The organism is Corallincola luteus (genome assembly GCF_004336975.1).
GTDB classification, from domain to species: domain Bacteria; phylum Pseudomonadota; class Gammaproteobacteria; order Enterobacterales; family Neiellaceae; genus Corallincola; species Corallincola holothuriorum.
In genome coordinates this window covers 21,158-42,652 of record NZ_SJXE01000009.1, presented here as the reverse complement: position 1 = coordinate 42,652, position 21,495 = coordinate 21,158, and the positions used below count along the sequence as shown (strand labels likewise).

General features: G+C 47.9%; 22 protein-coding genes. 11 read left to right on the top strand and 11 right to left on the bottom strand.

The annotated features are described in order from the left end of the window. Nucleotides 1–12: 12 nt before the first annotated feature. On the top strand, nt 13–906 hold the full coding sequence (locus tag EZV61_RS15420) for a LysR family transcriptional regulator (RefSeq protein WP_240695223.1): 894 nt from the start codon (nt 13–15) through the stop codon (nt 904–906). A gap of 18 nt (nt 907–924) precedes the next feature. On the opposite strand, the gene EZV61_RS15415 is transcribed toward EZV61_RS15420, so the two are convergent. Continuing rightward, nucleotides 925–1,206, bottom strand: coding sequence for a hypothetical protein (locus EZV61_RS15415; RefSeq protein ID WP_131416750.1), 282 nt, complete (start codon nt 1,204–1,206; stop codon nt 925–927). After that, nucleotides 1,203–3,089 carry a Na/Pi cotransporter family protein gene (locus tag EZV61_RS15410; RefSeq protein WP_205695397.1) on the bottom strand — a complete coding sequence of 629 codons (1,887 nt, stop codon included), beginning with the start codon at nt 3,087–3,089 and terminating at the stop codon, nt 1,203–1,205. The genes EZV61_RS15415 and EZV61_RS15410 overlap by 4 nt, the downstream gene beginning before the upstream one ends. A gap of 215 nt (nt 3,090–3,304) precedes the next feature. On the opposite strand from EZV61_RS15410, the gene EZV61_RS15405 reads away from it, so the two are divergent. The 6 genes from EZV61_RS15405 (at nt 3,305) to EZV61_RS15380 (ending at nt 7,740) form a co-directional block, all read left to right on the top strand. After that, a complete protein-coding gene (locus tag EZV61_RS15405) occupies nt 3,305–4,033 on the top strand; it encodes a sulfite exporter TauE/SafE family protein (protein WP_199405224.1) in 729 nt (242 codons plus the stop codon). A 144-nt stretch (nt 4,034–4,177) separates the two neighbouring features. Then, nucleotides 4,178–5,059: a YbaY family lipoprotein gene (locus EZV61_RS15400; RefSeq protein WP_131416748.1), complete on the top strand. Its 882-nt coding sequence runs from the start codon at nt 4,178–4,180 to the stop codon at nt 5,057–5,059. Between the two features lie 93 nt (nt 5,060–5,152). After that, nucleotides 5,153–5,827 (top strand): response regulator, encoded by a 675-nt coding sequence (locus EZV61_RS15395; protein WP_170308613.1) that lies wholly within the window; start codon nt 5,153–5,155, stop codon nt 5,825–5,827. A 187-nt stretch (nt 5,828–6,014) separates the two neighbouring features. Next, nucleotides 6,015–6,242, top strand: a complete 228-nt coding sequence (locus EZV61_RS15390) for a hypothetical protein (RefSeq protein ID WP_131416744.1) — start codon at nt 6,015–6,017, stop codon at nt 6,240–6,242. A gap of 28 nt (nt 6,243–6,270) precedes the next feature. Continuing rightward, a complete protein-coding gene (locus EZV61_RS15385) occupies nt 6,271–7,083 on the top strand; it encodes a hypothetical protein (protein ID WP_131416741.1) in 813 nt (270 codons plus the stop codon). A gap of 243 nt (nt 7,084–7,326) precedes the next feature. Beyond that, on the top strand, nt 7,327–7,740 hold the full coding sequence (locus EZV61_RS15380; protein WP_131416739.1) for a hypothetical protein: 414 nt from the start codon (nt 7,327–7,329) through the stop codon (nt 7,738–7,740). A gap of 76 nt (nt 7,741–7,816) precedes the next feature. Here EZV61_RS15380 and EZV61_RS15375 read toward each other — a convergent pair whose 3' ends face one another. The 3 genes from EZV61_RS15375 to EZV61_RS15365 all read right to left on the bottom strand — a co-directional run bounded on the left by EZV61_RS15375 (nt 7,817) and on the right by EZV61_RS15365 (nt 12,677). Then, nucleotides 7,817–10,015: a tetratricopeptide repeat protein gene (locus tag EZV61_RS15375; protein ID WP_131416737.1), complete on the bottom strand. Its 2,199-nt coding sequence runs from the start codon at nt 10,013–10,015 to the stop codon at nt 7,817–7,819. 96 nt (nt 10,016–10,111) lie between these two features. Further along, nucleotides 10,112–10,906 (bottom strand): substrate-binding periplasmic protein, encoded by a 795-nt coding sequence (locus EZV61_RS15370; protein ID WP_131416735.1) that lies wholly within the window; start codon nt 10,904–10,906, stop codon nt 10,112–10,114. Nucleotides 10,907–11,012: 106 nt separating this feature from the next. After that, nucleotides 11,013–12,677: an electron transfer flavoprotein-ubiquinone oxidoreductase gene (locus EZV61_RS15365; RefSeq protein ID WP_131416733.1), complete on the bottom strand. Its 1,665-nt coding sequence runs from the start codon at nt 12,675–12,677 to the stop codon at nt 11,013–11,015. Nucleotides 12,678–12,858: 181 nt separating this feature from the next. Between EZV61_RS15365 and EZV61_RS15360 the strand changes: the two genes are divergently transcribed. After that, on the top strand, nt 12,859–13,608 hold the full coding sequence (locus EZV61_RS15360; RefSeq protein WP_131416731.1) for an electron transfer flavoprotein subunit beta/FixA family protein: 750 nt from the start codon (nt 12,859–12,861) through the stop codon (nt 13,606–13,608). After that, complete coding sequence (locus EZV61_RS15355; protein WP_131416729.1) at nt 13,608–14,573, top strand: electron transfer flavoprotein subunit alpha/FixB family protein; 966 nt, start codon at nt 13,608–13,610, stop codon at nt 14,571–14,573. The genes EZV61_RS15360 and EZV61_RS15355 overlap by 1 nt, the downstream gene beginning before the upstream one ends. A 138-nt stretch (nt 14,574–14,711) precedes the next feature. Here EZV61_RS15355 and EZV61_RS15350 read toward each other — a convergent pair whose 3' ends face one another. Then, nucleotides 14,712–15,203 carry an Sbal_3080 family lipoprotein gene (locus tag EZV61_RS15350; RefSeq protein WP_131416727.1) on the bottom strand — a complete coding sequence of 164 codons (492 nt, stop codon included), beginning with the start codon at nt 15,201–15,203 and terminating at the stop codon, nt 14,712–14,714. A gap of 529 nt (nt 15,204–15,732) precedes the next feature. On the opposite strand from EZV61_RS15350, the gene EZV61_RS15345 reads away from it, so the two are divergent. After that, nucleotides 15,733–16,167, top strand: coding sequence for a hotdog fold domain-containing protein (locus EZV61_RS15345; protein WP_407642941.1), 435 nt, complete (start codon nt 15,733–15,735; stop codon nt 16,165–16,167). A 133-nt stretch (nt 16,168–16,300) separates the two neighbouring features. On the opposite strand, the gene EZV61_RS15340 is transcribed toward EZV61_RS15345, so the two are convergent. After that, complete coding sequence (locus EZV61_RS15340; protein WP_131416725.1) at nt 16,301–17,179, bottom strand: AraC family transcriptional regulator; 879 nt, start codon at nt 17,177–17,179, stop codon at nt 16,301–16,303. Nucleotides 17,180–17,375: 196 nt separating this feature from the next. On the opposite strand from EZV61_RS15340, the gene EZV61_RS15335 reads away from it, so the two are divergent. After that, the gene (locus tag EZV61_RS15335) at nt 17,376–18,524 is read left to right on the top strand and encodes an iron-containing alcohol dehydrogenase (RefSeq protein ID WP_131416723.1); all 1,149 of its coding nucleotides are present in this window, start codon (nt 17,376–17,378) and stop codon (nt 18,522–18,524) included. A gap of 61 nt (nt 18,525–18,585) precedes the next feature. On the opposite strand, the gene EZV61_RS15330 is transcribed toward EZV61_RS15335, so the two are convergent. From EZV61_RS15330 to EZV61_RS15315, 4 genes are all read right to left on the bottom strand, one after another. Next, nucleotides 18,586–19,884, bottom strand: coding sequence for a serpin family protein (locus tag EZV61_RS15330; RefSeq protein WP_131416720.1), 1,299 nt, complete (start codon nt 19,882–19,884; stop codon nt 18,586–18,588). A 294-nt stretch (nt 19,885–20,178) separates the two neighbouring features. Then, entirely contained in the window at nt 20,179–20,571 is a 393-nt protein-coding gene (locus EZV61_RS15325; protein ID WP_240695222.1) for a VOC family protein, read from the bottom strand. A 55-nt stretch (nt 20,572–20,626) separates the two neighbouring features. Further along, on the bottom strand, nt 20,627–20,830 hold the full coding sequence (locus EZV61_RS15320) for a hypothetical protein (RefSeq protein WP_131416718.1): 204 nt from the start codon (nt 20,828–20,830) through the stop codon (nt 20,627–20,629). 165 nt (nt 20,831–20,995) lie between these two features. Beyond that, complete coding sequence (locus tag EZV61_RS15315) at nt 20,996–21,460, bottom strand: hypothetical protein (protein ID WP_114338603.1); 465 nt, start codon at nt 21,458–21,460, stop codon at nt 20,996–20,998. Nucleotides 21,461–21,495 lie beyond the last annotated feature (35 nt).

The following is a 21,495-nucleotide window of genomic DNA, read 5'->3' as shown; positions in this document are numbered from 1 at the left end:
AAAGCTAAGGAGATGTCGAACCTTTACTGGTTCTGCCAAGCCGTCGGGTTTGGTGGCTTTGCTGCGGCTAGTCATCATGTCGGTGCGTCGGCTCCTACGCTATCGCGCGCGGTCTCTCAACTTGAGCAACAGGTTGGAGAAAAGCTCATTCACCGCAATGCGAAGCAGTTTCAGCTTACAACAGCTGGCGAGGAGTATTACCAGCGGTTTGCAGGTTTGTTTATGGCGCTGCAAGAGCAGTGGGGGCAACGTTCAAATGTGCAGCCTACCTACTCGGGCGATGTTCATGTGTCTTGTCCTGAGCCGTTCGCCGATTACTTCTTGCAAGGTCTAGCTATCGATTTTATGGCACAACATCCGCAGGTACGGATATATATTCACTTTGCTTCTGACACTGAGCACTTCTTCGATGAACATATCGATTTAGCGATTGTGACCCGCGCGACTGAAGCGCCACACTTAGTGCAGAAACGCCTGTTTAGCTCTGAAACCGCACTTGCTGCTTCGCCATCCTATTTAGCTTCCCACGGATCGCCTGCATCCGTTGAGGAGCTGCTGAACCACGATCTGTTGGCAGGAAACACTCAGCAGAGCTGGTTATTTAATCAGGCCGGTGAGTCTATTCGTATTCCTTTGAAACCCAAGTATTTTGTAAATAGTCTGCGGCTTTCCATTCAGGCTGCGTGTGACGGCGTGGGGATCTGCTTGATGCCAAAAGATAATCTACATGCGTTGCAGTCGCAGGGGTTGCTAACTCAGGTGTTAGCCGAGGTTGAGTGCCCAGCAGGGGTGGCTTATATGGTTTGGGCGGATAGAAAATTGATCCCTGCTCGCGTGGCGGCTTTTCGCGATCTGATATTTGACCATCTTCAGGCAAAAACGATACTTTCATCTATCGGTGATTAGTTGCGGCATTACTTCGCTTTACTCTTTGTTTTTACGCGTGGTTTTAAATTCGTCTTTTAACTCACGATACTTTTGTTGGGCTTTAATGCGGATCGCTTTGGCGATCTTTAGTTCGCTTTGTAATGTCTCTTTTTCCTGTTCATCGTTAGTTTCGTCGATCAGTTGTTGCAGCATATGGGATTTACGCTTCAGCTTATTCAGCTTCTTTTTTACTCGTTCCAGCTGCTCTTTGTTGTGTTCGGCGTCCTCGGTGAGGAACCGATTAAACCAGCTGGCAAGACGTTCGATCGACCTGTTCACCCATTATCTCCTGCTTCTGTTTCAGACTGCTCTGATGCCAGTAGGGCTTCAACTTCTTCGGGTGCCAGGGCGAGCTCTCTGCTGAGCACGCCTTCGCCGCCAGATCCTGCTGTCATCAATACTTCAACGGTATCTATCAGGTTCTTAGATATAGACCGACAGTAATGACTGTCGTTCATTAATGAGCTTGTCATTCTGGGGGTTAGCTCACGGTGACGGATAAGTTCGTCGAGTGCGTCATTGGAGATGACGTCATTTTTTTCTAGTGTCATGCGTAATTGGCTGATCACCAGCTCGGCGTCGTTGTCTTCCTGCGCGAGGGAATCGTGGCGGATAAAGTAGAGTCGTCGCAGTAAGAACGCAATTTGGCTGCGGATCTCGCCATATTGCTGACAAATATGCACATTATCTGACACCAGATATTGGCGCAGGTTTTTTTGCAGGTGTTTAATATCTTTGACTGCGTTGACTAGATCGCGCGCGGTGGCTTTTATCGCAAATAGTTCTTTGCTTTGTGCGCTGTTCATTTCCGGCTGTGCCGTGGCTGCGAACGTAAACAACTCGCTATAGACTGGTTGAATGTAACGCTGGTACAGCTCATCGATATCACAGAATGCATCTTTAGAAACCGGAGATTCAAGCTGTGAATTAAGGTCTTTATCTGATTCAACCACGGAACGATCCAACATGAGGCCGCGGGCAATAACGCCGTAGACGTTATCGAATAGATGATGGGTTTCCATGATCATCGATTTCAGTGCCGTATCAGGGTTATTTAGTACGGCTTTTTTAAGATAGAGCGGCTTCACCTGTTCACGCCTTCTATCGGGGCGGGACAGAGGCAAAGACACGCTTTCTCGACGTTCATCGGTGCGCAGGTAGTGCTCCAATCCGCGACACAGCGCTTTGATAAATGGCAACATCAGCGCGATACCTAAGGCGTTAAATAGCGTATGGAAAAGCGCGAGTTTTAGGGTGTAGTTTTGTTCGCCGATGCCGACGGTTTCGGCAATGCCATCCACCAAGTTAGCTAGCGGTACAATCAGTACCAATGCGGTGATACCCGTGACCAAGTTAAACACCAGATGCGCCGCAGCAAGGCGTTTACCTTCGATGTTCGCCCCCAACGCGCCGATGATGGCAGTGATGGTGGTGCCAACGTTGGCTCCGATCGCCAGCGCTAAGGCGTTGTAATAGGTGATTTGTCCGGCGGCTAGTGCGGTAATGATCAATACCAGGGTGGCATGGCTAGACTGCATGACCACGGTCGCGGCCATTCCCAATAAGGTAAAAATAAGCAGGCCAGCGATGCCATCCGCCATATAATCTGAGAGTACAATACTGGATTGAAAGGTTTCGAATCCCTCTTTCATATAGTGAATGCCAAGGAACAGGAAACCGATACCGGCGAGCAGGTAACCCACTCCTTTTAAGGTTTTTAGTTTTTGGAACACCAGGATCACGCCAAACACTAACAACGGCATGGCGTAAGCGGAAATTTTTACTTTTAGGCCAAAAGCGGCGACCAGCCAGGCGCCCGTGGTTGTTCCCAGGTTTGCGCCAAAAATAATACCGACGCCTTGCATGAGGGGGAGTAATCCGGCACTGAGAAAGGAGATGGTAATAATGGTGACCAGTGAGCTGGACTGCATCAGGGTCGTTGTGAGTACACCGAATGACAGGCTTTTCCAGAGTTTATTGGTGGTGCGCTTGAGTAGGCGCTCTAGAACACCGCCAGTGAAAGATTTAAAGCCGTCCTCTAGCGCTAACATACCAAACAGGAAAATAGCGACGCCGGCTAAGATCTCCTTTAGCTGTGGCATGGCCCAAAAGCCGTAGCTTAATAGCACTAAGATTAATGGGAGAATGAGTTTCTTGATCATGACCTCCTTGGCTATCGTTCAGTATAGCCAACGCTTGTTTGCTGGGTGTGATCAAGAAAGCATTCGCATTCAATGACTTTTAATACGTTGACGTAGTCACACGCGGCCGATGGGCGTAGCATTTCGGGTACCTTCCAGGGCGATATCGTTCAGTGTGTTTTATCGCTTTTATCAGACAGGTCAAACGGGCATGAAACTGGATATTAGAGATTGTTGTGAGTGAACTGTTGATTTGGTCGATTTCGGCCTTAATGGTGTTGGCGGGTTGCTGGTTGCAATCGGCGCTGGGTTTTGGTCTGGCGATTGTCGCGGCGCCTATTATCGTGCTGATCAAGCCGGAGTGGGTGCCCGTGATGCTCACTGTGGTGGCGCTGCCCCTGAGCGCCATGAATGTTTGGCAGTTACGGCACCATATTCAACTGAGAATGATGGCCGTGCCTATTGTCGCCAGGGTGCCGGGTACGGTTATCGGCGTTTGGCTATTGATGACACTCAACGTGCAATGGCTACAGATATCCGTGGCGACAGCGGTGCTGATGGCTGTGGTTATTTCGTTTTGGGGGCGTAAATTTGAGGCCACCCGAGGACGATTAGCTTGGGCGGGGCTTGTTTCGGGGGTGATGGGTTCGACCACTGCGGTCGGTGGCCCACCGTTAGCCTTGGTGATGCAACATGGTGAGCCATACCGGATCCGCGCCAATTTGTCGTTGTACTTTATGTGTTCCTGTCTGTTGAGTTTGGCTGGCTATAGTGTCGGTGGGATCTTAAATAGTGAGCTGTTATGGCAAAGCCTTAGCTTTGTACCAATATCAGTATTGGGGCTGATGCTGGGAACGCGCAGCCGTGGCTATATTGACGGTGGCCGGTTTCGCCCTATCTTAATGTGGCTTTGTGGCGTCGCAGGAACAGTGGCACTGGTTGGTGCTATTTGGGGAGGCATTTAGGTCGGCTCGCTTAATTCGTGCCTCACTGGTTGTTAATGATCGTTTACTTGGTTTTTAGGCTAGCGTTTATCGTTAATGCCAATGTAATGGTTAACAAAGTTTATGCTCCCATACTGATGATATGGGAACGATAGGAGTTCTAAGATGCGTACACTTCACCTTTGCCGATTAGGCGCTACCTTGATGCTTGCTGGCATGAGTGCAGGTATTGTCACTGGCTGTGACAGTCAGAACCAGACGGTTCCAACTGAGCAAGCACAACAGGAAGAGACAATGGCAGCTAAGTTAGTGGGGAGCGCTAGCTACCGTGAAAGGATCGCTTTGCCGCCGGGTGCTGAGTTGGTTATATCGCTTGAAGATGTGTCGAAAGCGGATGCCGCGAGCGAAACTGTTGCGAGCTTAAGGCAAACTTTGACGACGGCGCCGCCTTACGAATTCGAATTAAGTTATGAGCCGGCCAAGTTAAAGCCGAAAGCACGATATAGCTTGCGTGGGCAGATATACATGGCTGACCAGCTGCTGTTTACAACCACACAAGCGTATCAGCCATTTGGCGTGCCACGGATTGACATGTTGCTTGAAAAGGTTGGTGGCAAACGCGCAGCGGTAGATGCGCCGGAGGTTGCTGTGGATGAGCCCACCGAGTCTCCTGCAGCGTCAGCTGTCGATATCAGTGCCGTTATCGGGGATTGGACGTTGTTATCTCTTAACGGTGATGTGTTGGCTAAAACAGCAGAAGAATCAAATCTGAAATTGACCTTGATGACCAGTGGTTCGGCATCAGGTTTCTCAGGATGTAATCATTTTCGTGGCGACTACGTGATCAGTACGGAAGGAGAGGGTAGACCCACACTCTCTTTTGGGCCCATTGCTGGTACACGAAAGATGTGTCAGCGCATCATGGAGGTGGAATCTGCGATGTTGGCTATGCTGTCTCAAAGCAAGTACTTCACCGTGACAAAACATCAGCTGAGTTTACTCAATGGCGATGAAGTTGAGATTGCAACCTTGGTTCGCGGGCAATAGCATACGGCGCTGTGATGATAAAGCATTCGCGTGGGGCTGATGGTTTCGTTCAGCCCTTACAAATATGGCTAAGCTAGGTACACGGATATCTCTTTGGAACCCTCAATTTTACTTGTTGAAGATGAAGCCGACATTGCTGAAATGGTGGTGAAATTCATTCAGGCGGCAGGCTTTAATGTTACCCACTTTTCTACAGGGGTTGGTGTTGCGGAGTTTGTGCAACAGCATCGTCCCGATTTGGTGTTACTGGATCTGATGTTGCCAGGCAAAGATGGTTTAACCTGCTGTAAAGAGATCAGAGCTTTTTCAGAAGTGCCTATCATCATGGTAACGGCCAAAACGGAAGAGGTTGACCGTTTGATTGGGCTTGAGATCGGTGCGGATGACTACGTATGTAAGCCGTTTAGCGCACCTGAACTGGTGATGAGAATAAAGGCGATTTTTCGACGTATTCAACCAAAGTCTGCGCCAACAAAGCAGCTTCTTTTAGATCATGAGCGATTTACGGTCAGTTATGGTGACGTCAGTGAGCAGCTTACTGCGGTAGAGTTTAACCTGTTGGCTTTGTTACACAGTCAGCCCGGCCGTATCTATTCACGGCAACAGATCATGGATCTGGTATACAAAGACTATCGCGTGATATCTGATCGCACGGTAGACAGCCATATCCGAAACCTGCGCAAGAAGCTTAAGTGTCTTAATATGCCAGCTGAGCCAGTCTGCTCCGTTTATTCAGTGGGCTATAAGTACGAACCGGCGGCAAGCTAGTCGAAGCGTACAATGCAAAAAAGCAGGGTGCGTGGCCATTAGCTGGGTATTTACTGAATTATCCCTGGTTACACCTCTGACCTGCACAATCTCCACAATCGCTGCACATTTCTGTTTGATACTTCTCCTGAGCTAAAGCAAAGCGCTTACCAGTTATGCGCTTTCAATCGATTCAGTGGAGTTTTTAATGTGTGTTGCAAACCACAACGTCAGCCAGCATTTTAGTAAATGTTCTGAGACATCAAGATTTATCGAACAATCACCATTCTTGAAGCTTGCCGTAGAGCAAGCCCCCGGGGTCACCATAGACCACGCCCAAGAGCTGATAATGTTACTGAACATGATGGCGTCCGATGACACATTGCATTCGGGAATACGGCGCCAAGCAGAAGAAACATTGGCACTAATCGAGTAAACGAGCAAACCAGGGACGGTAAGCAAATATGGCTACAAGCTATCAGCAGCAAATCGTTGGCAAGCTGCATTGCACAGTTATAAAAGCGCACTTATGGATCAATAAGTGCGCTATTCCGATCTTGTTTAGCTTAATTTCAATATGGTTGCTGGCGCTGTTTGTTAAGGTAAACCTGCTTCCGTCAAGTGACGAAATCGGGTCTAACAACGCTGACCTCATTGTTTTTACGCCTTTGTCTTTGCCGCAAAATAGCGAGCAATGGCTGGATTTAGGCAGAGGAGAATCCAGCGAAGCCGTGGTCAATCAGTTAGCGGAGATGTTAAAGGGAGCTGGCAGCGGTTTTGATGTTGTTTTCGGCGAAGGAGGGGAGATCAAGTTGCTGCCGCAACATCTGCCATTGAAAAGGTCGGACCAAATATCTGCAGCCGCACAAGGTCTTCGCCAAAAATTGAGTCGCCTATATGGCGTTAGCCAACGACGAGACCAGCTAATGGCAGTTGAGGATGCTGATAGCAGTCGTCAGTTTCTAGTTAACTATATGCGTGATGCTAATCTGGAACTTTTATGGCGCTTGGAAGCCGCCAAGATGAGCCATGACCTGCACCCGTCAGATCATTTGCCTGATTCGGATCGGCTGGCCATCAATACGCTACGTCATAGTGATCACTGGCGAGAGATAAAACTTGCGCGGGAAGTGCTTGGCGCCTGTAAGTTAGGACGAAGCATGATCAATAGGGTGTCACTCGATGAGCCATCCCAAACGCCTGTCATCCCCACCGATTTCATCGCCAGTGCACAGCCGGCAAGCTTGCAGGTGGTAGGACTCTCTATAGGGCATTAGACGCTATGTCAGCTTTTTTTAGCGAGCGCTTTATGTTGCTTAACTCCTGCATTTGTCGCTGTAGATCATGGCAGCCTAAGTATATCTCTATATGGCGTTGAGAATTCATTAGTCTAAGTGCTATAACCTGCTGAATACAATTACTTTACTGGTGAATTTATGACCTTTTGCAGATGTGCCGGGCTAGTTTTGGCAACGGTTTTATGCGCATTATCGTCATCTCTATGGGCGAATGATTTGATCGTGAAACAGGGGCAGGTGGTCTGCACAGGGCTAGATGACAGGGGGCGTTACCAATATCAGATCTATCTTCACCTGCAGAATGTAGGTAAAAGCAACCTCACTGTTATTACCAAAACCAGTGACGTACTGGGGATTTTTTACGAAGTGCCAGAGATCACCTTGAGCAATAGTGAATCGACGGTGGATGGAGGACTTTTGGTTCCACCAGCGGAAGAATTAGGCTTGGTGACTCTTTATCCCACTGATGTCGCAAGTGTTCATGACACATTCACCTCAAGTGACAGGTTGCAAGATAAAGCGGTAATTAACTACCTTGCAAGAGAGATCTACTCTGGCCGATTCGGCAACTGGGTTGGTTCGGCAAAAAGCGCGCCTATTCAAGTTGTTAATAGTGTTAAGTCGTGTATTGAGTAAGCAAGATATCGCTGGTGAGGCGTATATTCAATGCTGGTTTCTATCGCAGTTCTAAAGGGGTGATGGCGGCATCCAATCAGCCCATTGCTGTACTGATTGGAAGGCGTATGTCTATTCGTAAGCCGCCGCGTTTGCTTCTTGCCGCAGCAATAGTGCCAGAATGCGCCTCCACTAAGCTTTTACAGATGGACAAGCCGAGACCCGAGCCGCCGGTATCCCTGCTGCGCGATCCTTCGGCTCTAAATAGTCGTTCAAATAGCCTTGGCAAATCCTCGTTCATCACGCCTGGTGCAGAATCTTCCACGCGGATATGCAGTTCATGGGCTTGCTGTCTTGCTAAGAGGCGAATACAACCCGGTGTGTCGGTGTAACGTATACTGTTTCGCAATAGGTTAACCAGCACTTGTTTAAAGCGCACAGCATCAACATCAATATGCAGTTGCGCATCGATGTTTAAGCGAACTTCAATATCAAATCCTGCATCTTCGCCGAGCTCCTGAAATTCGTCTCCCGCTTCTTCTAACAGCTCAAGGGCGGGAAGTGTTTGAAAGTTCAACTCCAGTAGTCCGCTATCCGCGCGAGCCAACTGATAGATATCGTGGATCAGTTGGTTAAGCTCAGCAATCTTTCCGTGCAGTTTGCGATAAGCTCCTTGGCGGTCGTCGACTAGATCATATTCCAGCCCTTCAAGTTGTAGCTTAAGCACAGCAAGCGGCGTACGGAGTTCATGAGAAACTTCTGCCAGCAGATTATTCTTTCGGGCGATAGCTTCTTCCATGACCTGGTTCTTTAACTGCGCGACCCGCCGTTTGCTGTAGAGGTAGAGGATCAACCCGATCAAAATTAGTATGCTAAATATTTGAACTGTAATTAGTCTGTTTCGTTCCAGCTTGTGTTGTTTGGCAACGGCTTGCTGTAAGGCTCGATCCTTTTCTAACAGGCTGATTTTATGCTCTTTGTTAAGTGATTCTACGCTCGCTTGCAAGTGACCTATGGTCAGATTTTTTCCTTGGCCAAAAAGCTTCTTTTCTACCAGGGCGCTCTCTTTATAGGCCTTTAATGCTTTAAACGGCATATTTTCTAATTCGAACAGCTCGCTGCGTAACAAATACAGCTTGGCTAAGCCATCGAGGTCTTCTTCTTCGATGGCTTTTACCAATGCGCGATCCACCAAGGCATGGGCGCGGTCGAACTGTTTTAATTTACCGGCAAGTTCGGCCTCAAATCTTTGTCCAAGTGCCACTAAGTGTTTATCTTCGGCAGTCGTCGCTTTATCTAATCCCTGTTTTAAAACCCCTTCAGCGAGCAGATACTGGCCTTGCTTGGTGTAACTGCGGCCAAGATTGATGAGTGCCCAACCTTGGTTTCTGTTGGCGTCGATGCTTTTGAATTTTTCAAGGGCTTGAAGAAGGAGCCGCGTGCTTTGTTCCCACTGTTTGGGTTCGGCTGCGAGTATTCCTAATTTCATGTAGTCGTGGCCAATGTCACTGGCATTGTCGTATTTCTTGTCAATGTTAAGTGCTTGGTTGAAGTAGCTTTCTGCTCGCTCGAAATCCCCAGTGTCAATGTACAGTGAGCCAATGTTGTATAGCGTACTCGCTATCCCTCTCTCATCGTTTAGTTCGGTTTCTAATGCTAAATTTTTCTGCATATAGCTCAACGCAAGATCATACTGACCACGTTTTTCGAACAGTTGAGATAGCAGGGTGTTCGCAGAGAGAATGCCATCGAGGTAACCCACTTGCTGGCTCAATGTGAGCCCTTTTTGGGCATAAGGCTGCACTTCCGACAAGCGGGATATCGCTCGTAACCCGCGCGCCACATTCAGGTTGGCACGGGCGACGGCGCGACGGCTGTCTGTTTGCTCTGCCAGTGACAGTGCCGTCTTGAAGTGCGCGATCGCTTTTAAATAGTTGCTGCGGGTATACGCAATATTACCTAGGTTATTTTCGGCCCGGATCTGGTACAAGGGCTGCCTCTGCTCTAAGGAGTCACCAAGCAGTTGCAAGTTATATTGTTCCGCTTGTTTCAGTCGCCCAGTGGTACGAAGCAACTGTACCAACCTGTCCATCGCTTCCAATCTAACGTGGGGCTGTTGGTCATAGTGTCCAGCCGTTAAATAGCGTTCGATCAGCGTCACTCTGCTGCTGATCTGTTCTGCGCTTAGTGTGTTATCAGCGACTAACTCTTCTGGAAGGGGTTGTGATTGCTCATCAGCCCACACCAATTTTGCGTAGCAGAAGAGGATGATAAGCGGGACAAAGTAACGAAGCATGGGGGTACACGTAAGATGAGTCTAATGCAGGGTATTTTATTCGGCTTGACGCCTATGTCTATTGATAACCAAGAATTGTGCTGTAATCGACCATACTCAGTTGTTATGCGGCAAGCCATATTTCTGTTTCAGTGCGTCCACACTTTGCTGATGAGTTTTCAGGAACTTGTCAAAGCTTGCGATAAGTCCGGGGTAGTGTGCTGTGCTTAAATGGCGTGAACTGCGAATCAACGGCAACTGCTCGGCGACCACCAAAGCGTTAGGTTTAGCTATGATTTGTTGCAGGTATTGCTTAGTCACTGCGGTATTTAAATACACCCCGTCCAACGCGCCACTGATCACCATGTTTATTAACACTCCGATGTTTGAATCGGTATGTATTTCAATATCACCGCGGTCGATCATCGCCTGATACGGTAGTGGAGTAAATCCGAGGAGAATGCCCAATCTTTTTAGTGAGGGCAGTGTCATAGCCTGCTGAGATGGCGTAACCATAACACCGTCGATATAGCTGGTAACTGGCTGACTGTAGTATATTTTGTTGCTCTTTTTTGCTTCTGGAGCCCATTGGGGGTTATCTGGGTAGATAAGCGCAGATTCGCCGCTTATCAGTGTCAACGTTCGTCGCTTTACTGAGTAAGGTTGGTAGCGGATCTGTTTATTTAAATAGCTCGCAAAAAGATCAAATAACTCGCGATTAAACCCCTGATAACTATCTTTCTCCCAGAGCGAGTATGGCGCGTAGAATGGGAAGTCTTGCACGCCTAACTGGATAGTCCCTTGCTGAACGGGAGATTTAAGCTTTGATCCGGCGGCTGATTCAACGATCCCACTGGCTAGGAATGTCAACAGCAGCGCTAGTTTGTAGGGGCTAAAATTAACTAACTGCATTGGCTCGTCATTAATCCTGTTGGGATCTTACTTAATCTCTAACAATAGTTGATTTTTCACGTTGCAGAACAACAAATTACTCAGCTGATTAATACGCTTGTTTTGGTCACATATCCGTATATTGCGGTCCTGACCCACCCTCCGGGGTGACCCACTGAATATTCTGGGAAGGGTCTTTAATATCACAGCACTTACAGTGCAGGCAGTTTTGGCTATTGATAACAAAGTTGGTTTTGCCGTCGATCTGTTGTACTTCATATACGCCAGCGGGGCAGTAGCGTTGTGCTGGTTCGTTGTAACGGCTTAGGTTTACGTTGATCGGGATACTGTCGTCCGTGAGTTGCAGATGATTTGGCTGGTCATGGTCGTGATTTAGATTGGACAAAAACAGTGATGCCGTACGACTGAAGGTGATGGTTTTATCGGGCTTTGGATAGTTGATAGGCGGCGCATCAGCCGCGGTTAGCATATGTTCATGATCATGGCTTTGGTCGCGGCTATGCCAAAAAAGGTGTCCGTTCAGCAGATTTTGTTCTAACCAATTTAGCGCCCCGCCTGCCAGTAGCCCAAAACGATGTAGGTTAGCGACACTGTTGCGATGGCAATAAAGTGATCTGCCTAACCACGAGTTTTCGACCCGACTGTCGAAATCTGTGATTGTATGGTTCGTCGCTGTGTTCTCTGTTGCCTCTGCAGCTCCTTTAGTTGCGGCGGCTGCGATAGCTTCGGCGGCTAACATGCCGGACTTCATCGCAGTATGGGAGCCTTTAATACGTGCAGCATCTAATGTGCCCGCATCGCAGCCGATCAACATACCGCCAGGGAAGCTCATTTTCGGCAATGAATGCCAACCACCTTTTGCAATGGTGCGGGCGCCGTAGCTCAGACGCTCGCCCTCTGCGAGCAGATGATTGAGCATCGGGTGGCGCTTAAACTGTTGAAACTCTTCAAATGGATCCAGGTGCGGATTCTGATAGTTAAGGTCGACGATTAACCCGATATATACCTGCTGGTTCTCGCCGTGATAGATAAAGCCGCCGCCGTTCGCTTTGTGGCCACTGCCCTCAGTCAGTGGCCAGCCGAAGGTATGTTGGGTTAGCCCTGGTTGGTGCTTGTCTTTACTGACGCGCCATACTTCTTTAAAGCCAAGGGCGTAATGCTGCGGATCTTTGCCTGCATCCAGCGCAAACCTATTTACGACCTGTTTGCCTAAGTGACCTCGGCAGCCTTCTGCCAGCAGGGTATAAGGGGCAAGGATCTCCATCCCTAACATGCCACCGGGCTTAAGCTCTCCCTGCTTATCACGCCCCATGTCACCGGTGATCACGCCAACGACTTGTTCACCTTCATATTTAAGTTGATGCGCACTGAAGCCGGGAAAGATATCGACGCCTAATGCTTGTGCTTGTTCCGCTAGCCAGCGGCAGAGTTTGCCAAGGCTCAGGATCTTGCAATCGTCATTGTGTAAGGCTTTGGGTACAGTCCATTCTGGCATCAACTTGCTGGCTGTTTGGGAGAGGCGAAGTAACTGATCTTGATTGACGCTAAGGCCTAATGGAGCTTGGCGCCAGAGTTCGTCGGGAAACAACTCTTGCAGTGCTATCGGGTCGAATACGGCACCAGAAAGGATATGTGCACCGACCTCCGGGCCTTTTTCCAATACACAGATATTCATTTCTGGCTGCAGTTGCTTCGCTCGGATCGCTGCTGAAAGCCCCGCTGCCCCTGCGCCCACGATCAGCAGATCGAAACTCATCTGTTCCCGTTGCATCTTGTTCAGTTCCCTTTACACAAAACCTGATAGTTGTCACCTTGATACAGGTTTACGTTAACGTCAACGAAAACTAAGATAATCAAAACATGACAGATTGGAAAGCCATTCTTACAGCAGCGCTCTGGCGTGCTAATGGCACAGGCATTTAGCCTAGTCTGGTTGAATCAATGGGGTAGAAATGAAGGTTTTAGTAGCGATTAAGCGAGTGGTCGATCCCAGCGTTAAGGTGCGGGTTAAGGCTGATGGCACAGGGGTTGAGACCGCTGGGGTTAAAATGGCCGTTAATCCATTTTGTGAGATAGCAGTAGAGCAAGCCGTGCAGCTGAAGGAGGCTGGTCTTGCAAGTGAAGTGGTTACCGTATCAATTGGTGACGGGGCAAGTCAGGAGCTGTTGCGCACTAGCTTAGCATTGGGCGCCGATCGTGCGGTTCACTTGCAAACAGATAGTGAACTGGAACCGCTAAATGTCGCCAAACTGCTTAAAGGGGTGGTTGACCGTGAGTCACCCGGACTAGTGCTGCTGGGTAAGCAGTCGATTGATGGCGACAATAATCAAACTGGCCAGATGCTTGCCGGGCTACTGAACTGGTCACAGGGTACGTTTGCATCCAAAGTCGAGATTGACGGGAATAAGGTCAATGTGACGCGAGAGCTGGATTCAGGACTACAAACATTATGCCTGACGTTACCTGCTGTAATCACTACCGATCTGCGCTTGAATACTCCACGTTTTGCATCTCTGCCCAACATCATGAAAGCGCGTCAGAAACCGCTGGAATCGGAGCCGGTTGATGAGCATCTATCGGCTCTGTCTCAACATATAGAGATACTAGAACTGAAGCCGCCCGCGCCCCGAAAATCCGGGGTTAAAGTCAGTAGTGTCGATGAACTGGTCGATAAGTTACGCAATGAAGCGGGGGTGATCTGATGGCCGTGTTAGTGATCGCAGAGATACAAAGTGATGGTGCTGCTGGTCAGCGACTCAGTGAGCAAACCTGCCGCGCGGTGACTGCAGCGCAGCAGCTCTCCGAGAATGTTGAGCTGTTGTTGTGGGGAGCGTCTAGCGCCCATATCGTAGATCAGTTGCAGGGCTATCCGCTCGGACAGATCCACCTATTGGAGAGTGCCGCGGTCGAACATGGTTTAGCAGAATCTTTGGCGCCGGTGATCGCGGCACTGGCTGTGGATTATCAAGCTGTAGTGGCTGGTAGCAGTACGTTTGCTAAAGACCTATTACCGCGGGTAGCGGCAATGCTCGATGTTGGTATGACGTCTGATGTGATCGCGATTGAATCCGAGGATACATTTATTCGCCCAATGTATGCGGGAAATGCCATCGCCAAAGTGCGTAGCCATGATGCTATTAAGGTCATTACTATCCGTAGTGCTGCATTTGCTTTGCCGCTAACTGATGGCAGTGATCCCGTCACTGTGGTGCGAGTGAGAGAGGATATCGCAGCATTGGCCGTGAATGACTTGTCGTCGTTTGTAAGTGAACAGATAACAGAAAGTGAACGACCAGAGCTCAGCGCCGCTAAGGTCGTTGTGTCGGGCGGTCGGGGTCTACAAAGTGCTGAACAATTTCATCTGGTTGAACAACTGGCTGACAAACTTAATGGCGCTGTAGGTGCATCGCGAGCTGCTGTAGACGCGGGTTTTATCGGCAATGATTTTCAAGTCGGGCAGACAGGTAAGATAGTTGCGCCGGATCTGTATATCGCATTGGGGATCTCAGGGGCTATTCAGCATATCGCAGGGATGAAAGACGCTAAAGTGGTGGTCGCGATAAATAAAGATGCCGATGCGCCTATTTTCGATGTGGCAGATTACGGCTTGGTGGGTGATCTGTTTGATCTTGTTCCTGAAATGATTAAGAGACTCCCTCAATCATAAATATTTTGTATTGCTGGCAATTAAATTAAGTGACTCTTAGCTAGTAAGAGGAGAGTGACAAGTTATCGTTGTCCTCTCTCCTCAGCCCTGCTCTTTAATTAAGCTAAATGATATTTAGCTTTTGTGGGAGGGCAGGTGTTACCGTAGAGGAGGCTCTGCAGTTTCTTCTTGTGTGACTTTTAATTGTTCATTCGCTTGGTCAACTGTTATTTTTCCAAATAACACATCCAGTAAAATCTGTAAGCGTTGTTCGGCATCACCAAACTTCCCAAAGCCACCATATTGCAATGCATCAAAATTAAGTGCACCCAACCTTTCACCGTTCTTATTGACCGTCATCTCAACGTCTTTCATATAAGTAGCAATATCCCAACCCCACCATGCTCTATATGAAAATACGTAGTCGTCAGGGGTCGACTCGCTGACTGCCATGACAACGGTTGAGTCGTAGCCATTATCCTTGAACCACTTGACCAATACTGGCAAAACGCTTTCTCTGGTGGGTTCATCTTTCAAAATGACGATTTTTGCACCGGGCTCTACGTTAACTTGTTCGAGATAAGTGACTCCCTTGTCAGTTGCACAACCGGTGACAAAAAGCATAAACACAAAAATTATTGAATACTTCATTCCATGACCTTCATTGGATAATTAATGGGCGGTTGGAAACAACCTTCAAAATATACGCTTCACACACGTCTTAATGCTAACTTCATCGTTCTCGAGAAATTTAATAAGACTTGTTTCAAGGTAAAGCGGGCAATAGTCTACCTATTAATCAGTAGATAGTCACATAAGTTCAAACAAAAATTAACAGTTTGTTAACCTAGCTGGTGACGCAAGCGTTTTATGTTGAGTGATAAGTGATTTGATTATTTGTATCACTGACGCGACTCTGTATTGATTGGTTACGGCTCTTTCTCTTGCAGAGAGACGGGCTATAGTTCGCCTGATTCACGCCGGACTATATGCTCTTGATTATGTGTTAATTGCGAGTGTTGTTTAACGTGGAATTATATTAAGGTTGACACATCCGACCAGTACTTGTTTTACTGAGCGCTACGAATGACAGATGTATCCACTTTGATAGCCATCTGCAGAAGAATACAGATGTTAGGAGTATATTGTGGCTGAAAATTACGTGCTGAGAACCCAGAGACTGCTCTCCAAGCTTCCCTTTAGTAGTTGGTTATTTGGCAAGGTCATCAGCCGTCGTGCGCCATACTTCGGCACAATTACGCCGCGTATTACTCAGGTTATTCCAGGTAAGTGCGAATGTTTGATCCGCAAGCGCCGTGGTGTTGAAAATCACATCGGTACAGTTCATGTTATCGCCATCGCAAATGGCCTAGAGATGGCGATGGGAACCATGGCGGAAGCCTCTATTCCTCGCCACCTTCGTTGGATCCCGAAAGGGATGACACTGGATTACACGGCGAAAGCAGGGTCGGACATCCGCTGTGTGGCTGAGGTAGATCAGTCGGCATGGCAGGTCGGAGATATGCCTGTCACGGTGACCGCGTTAGACGATAATGACACGGTCGTGGTCAAAGGCAGTATTAATCTGTGGATCTCAGAAAAGCCAAGCAAATAGTTATTGGGTTATTCCCGCTTCAAAATGAAAGCATTAATAGTTAAAGCCAATGTTCCTAAATTCTTTTTTAAAGAGACTGGGAGAGGGCAAGAGTGAGGGGGCTTTTGCCTTTTCGTTTACAGGGAAAGAATTACTATGCCCGCATTGTGCTCGGAGAGCGATTGAAGTGGCGCTTAAACTCGCGGCTGAATTGGGAAGGGCTAGTGTAACCAACCAGTCGCGCAGCGTCATTGGCGCGTTTTCTTTCGAGCAAGATAAGTTCCTTTGCCTTCACTAAGCGAACTTTCTTTAAGTATTGCAGTGGTGATTCCAAGGTGACTTGGCGGAACGCGCGATGAAACGCAGATACACTCATGTTGGCTTCATCTGCGAGGTGAACGATGGTGATCGGTGCTGCGTAATCACTGTGTACACGATTTAGCGCTTTGGCGATGCGGGCGTAATGTCCGTCCTGCTGCGCGAGTCCAAATAGGGTGTTGCCCTGTGGTCCCATCAATACGCGATAGATGATCTCCTCCAGCAGATGTTGGCCTAATACTGCACTATCTAAAGGGCAAGCCATTGCTGTGAGCAATCGCTCTAGTGATAGCTCCATTGCGGGATCTAAAGCTACTGAATGGACGCCGCGGCTTGGTGTATTTAGGCAGTCGTTTGCAGTTGTCTGTTGTTCAATTAGGTCCACCAGTTTATGGAGTACGGCAGGCTCAATATCGATGACTAAACCGAGAATGGGTTTATCCCCATCAGTGAAGGCTTCGCACTCCAGCGGCAGGGGCACGCCAAGTACCAGATAGTCACCAGCGCCGTAGCCAACGCTATGCTCGCCTAAATGGATCAACTTACGACCCTGACCTATGATGATTATCCCGGATTGGTAAAGCAGCGGCTGCCTGGCGCTACTGTGCGGGGCGCGGTAAAAACGCACGCCTGGAATCCCTGTTTCTTTAATGCCGTCTAGATGATCGAGCTGCTGCGCTTCGACGTAATGATTCATCAGTGTCGCGATCGACATAGGGATAACCTGTACAGACAATTTGAAAGAGAGAATAAACTGCCTGATAGAATTAGGCAAGATAAAGGCAGTAATCGACCTATTTGGTTACGCCCATTAATACTATTATGCTAGTCACAAGTTTATCGATGGAGCGATGGTTGTCGCTTCGTTGAGTCCGTGTTGTTAAAGAATTTAGAAATTAAGGGTGAATTCAATGCAATTTTCTTATGTTAATCCAACACAGATCCAGTTCGGTCAGGGTCAGATTGCTTCTATTAGTGGATTGATCCCGAAACAGCAGAAAGTGCTGGTGATTTATGGTGGTGGCTCAATTAAGAGCAACGGCGTTTATGATCAAGTGGGCGCGGCATTAGAAGGGTATGACTGGCTAGAATTTTCTGGGGTTGAAGCCAACCCAACGGCGGAGACACTGAATAAAGCAGTGGCTATCGTGAAGGAGCAGGGCGTTGACTATATTCTTGCTGTGGGTGGTGGCTCGGTGATAGATGGCTCTAAATATGTCGCCGCAGCGGCGTTATATGACGGCGACGGTTGGGATATCCTTGAAGGCAAACACCAGGTGACAGAGGCCGTACCATTGGCGGCGATCTTAACCTTGCCAGCGACAGGCTCAGAATCAAATATGGGCGCCGTGATCACTAAAGCCGCGACGCAAACCAAACTGGCCTTTTTGGCACCTGCGGTACAACCCAAGTTTGCCGTAATGGACCCTGATGTAATGAAGACATTGCCTGAGCGCCAATTGGCTAACGGTATCGTTGATGCGTGGGTGCATACCTGTGAGCAGTATTTGACCTTTCCGGCAGATGCGATGGTGCAGGATGGTTACGCAGAAGCCTTATTAAAGAATCTGAGGGTGTTAGCGTCGCAATTTGCTGATCGTGATAACGATAGCTGGCGTGCAAATTTGATGTGGACTGCTAACCAAGCGTTGAATGGCTTGATTGGTGCCGGTGTGGTACAGGATTGGGCGACGCACATGATAGGCCACGAGTTGACCGCTTTGTATGGCGTTGATCATGCTCGTTCGCTGGCGATTGTGCAGCCATCTTTGTTACGTAACCAGATGGCCGATAAAAAGGCCAAGCTGGAGCAGATGGGGCGTAATGTGTTCGGTTTCGATGCTGGTGATGACTTGGCAGAGCGGACCGTGCAAGCGATAGAAGCCTTCTATCACAGCTTAGATGTGCCAACCCAGCTGACCGAGCATGGCGCGGATAAAGCCGCCGCCATCAGCAGCATTGTTGGTAACCTGGAAAGCCACGGTATGACTGCGCTGGGTGAACATCAGAAAATCAGCCTTGAACAGAGCCGTGAAATATTGGAGCAAGCAGTCGCGTAGTTTGCTGAGAATTGAAGACAATTAAGAGCATAAAAAACGAGGCGTAGTGCCTCGTTTTTTATTAGTTGCGACAACTTTCTAAATCTTCCGCAAGTGTTTCGCTCGATACCAAGCGTCGAACTCTACCATTATTTATAACAACATCGGTGGTAGGGTCACGGAGCTCAAAGATAAATGGGCGAATAATCGATTGTATACCAGTGGTATCAATGTGAGGAGTAACTTTATACCAGCCAGAGCCGTCACCTATGGCTCCAGCGAAATAATAATTTTCTTCTGCAGTACCTTGTAAGCTCATGCTCTGATTAAACTCTTTGGTTATTCCATGTTTGTTTAGTGTTATCTTACTGAATTGATTATAAACGCTAAGCTCCAGCGCACCGTAAGTGTTGATTCGTTCGAAATCTGAATCATAAAAGCTCGTATCTTCAGGCTCCAAATCTGATTTTTCAAATGAGATGCAGGGTAGAATTACAGCGTCAGCTTCGTCTAATGGAAGAGCAACTGTGTCCGCTAAATTGCCTTCGATATAGGTTTGTTCTACTGCATCAAAATGACCATGGAACGGCATGATCACTCGTAGAATAAGCTTCGAACTTCCAAGGGCAATATCGAACTGTTCAAATTCCGTATTGGCTGAACGCACCGCGGAATTTTTGATTGCTATGGCAGCGACCTTTCCGGGGTAGATATTGTCGAGTAGTTCATCATTGGACGTACCAGAATCTTCGGCGTACTCAAATATTGCTTCCACCACGTTACTTTCATGCCAGTTAAGGTTTGTGTAGGAGGTGGTAGCTTGAACGACTCGGGTTTTTGATGCTGCATAACCCCAATGATATGAACCTGAATGCGCTACAAACCACTGGCCGATAAGGTCCTCAACAGTGTCACTGTTTGTTATAAAATCGGCAGGCTCTAACTTGGCGTTATAGTAGCTTTCTAATTCACCAAGATATTGCCTATCCAGTGGGTAGTTTGTTTGTAACCAAACATGGTTTGTTTCGGTATGTTGTTCTGGTGGCAGTGTTTGCCAGATGACCTTCTGGATCTCTAATAAGGAAGCATTCAGCTGTTCATCACTTTGGCGTGAATCAATCATATTAGCGACAGAGGAGTTTCTTTCTCCTAGGCCAACCATAGCTTGCGCGCGAATTTCTTCAAAGCCAGCAACCAAAGATAAGCTGTTCTCGCCCCAGTTCCTGCGAGAGTTTGATATCACCTCTTGATAAGCGTCCAAACTATGACGATTTATATCTTCTATCGTTGTGAGTACTTGGTCATCGCTGACTTCTACAAGCTGTAGTGCAGGTGATTCAACGAGATAATCTCGAATATCAGTAACGGCGTCTTCATCCACAGGGAAAGTGGTGAAAAACGGTGGTTCCGGTGTGGGAACCTCTTCAGCTGGGCTGTCGCTTCCGGTACTGAGGGCTCAGTCGAATCAGATGAAGAACCGCAGCCGTAGAGCGTCAATGCGGTGGCGAGTGCTATCCATGATTTGTGCTGCAAATTATCTTCCTCCATGAAACTTATAGGTATTGCGTAGAGCTTGCTTACATAGCTAACACCTTGAGCTAGCGTAACTTAATATAAGCTATTGCAACAGTGGGCGCTAATGAAAGTTACCGAGTAGTTATGGGTAGTATCAATGCTAAGCTGTTATCTCAATCCGATTGTTTTCTGGATCTAACACTACGCTTTCGTAGTAACCATCGCCAGTGCGGCGGGGGCCATCCAGTACCTCGTAGCCATCAGCTTTCAGGCGCTCGGTCAGGTTGTCTACTGCATATTCAGAGCCAACGGATATCGCCATATGAGTAAGACCCGTTGCCTGTTGATAAGGATCGTTGGTGCAGTCGGGAATACTTTTGTTTTGCATCAGTTCGATACGAGCCTCACCATCAAAGGCGAGAAAATAGGAGCTAAAGCCTTTTGCTTCATTGGTATATTTTTGGCTGGCTGTGGCTTCGAAGTTGTCAACGTAAAAGGTTTTTAACCCCTCCAGATCTCTAGTCCAGATGGCAATGTGCTCTAGCTTTATCATCGGTGACCTTTCAAGTGATAGCTCTAACTCTTATCAATATAGTAATGCAAAACAGCTAGCGGATCGCCAGCGTTAACTCCTGCTGTTGGAACAACTGTGCTAGCTCTACTTCGCTGGTGACAGCTTTTGCTTGTATCTCGCTAGGATGAAAACCGTTCTGATTGGGCAGCTTTAGCGCTACGATGTCGGCGAGTTTTTGTTTATCAATATTTCCCCGTGGGTCATGGAACTGCAATATGCGGCATTTGATAGTAGCCATTCATTGCGTTTCAAATGAACTTCTTCCGCGAAGTTATACCTTTGCTTGCCATCTAAATTCGTGTAGCGACTTGGAGTGAAACAATGAGAGGTTTACGTATACGAAGTGAGTTACTGAACTACCGCGGTAGATTTGACCGCGGTATTTTGGGGGGGCTGGTCCTATTTAGCTTGCATTCTCAAATACGCTGAACCCATCTTTATCCAGTGTTATTAGATAGCCCGCGACATATTCTCCAACTGCAAACGCTTGAACTGAAATGATGTTGATGTCTGCATTCTCATAGTGTCTTTTTAGCAACTTGTATGCAGTATTACTTGCGCCTGTCATGCAGGGAAGCTCGCTCACGCCACAATCATCGGAGTGAAACATTATTAATACCGTAGTTCCTGCTTCATTGGCTCCGATCCGCATCTTATGGCCATCTATTTCAATTTCTTTGTTAGCGCCATCCCAGTTGTCGCAGCTTTTGGTGAGCTCTCCCATGCTAGAACATGTTGCCGCCGTACCATCGATTGGCTGAGTGTTCCTTGCTTCTTTTACTGAAACCCTTTGAACGGCATCAACATCAACGGATACACAACCACTGAGTACTAGGGCGGTGAAAGAGGCCAGTATTATTGCTTTCATTACAACTTCCTTTTTTTGATTATCTATCTTAATGA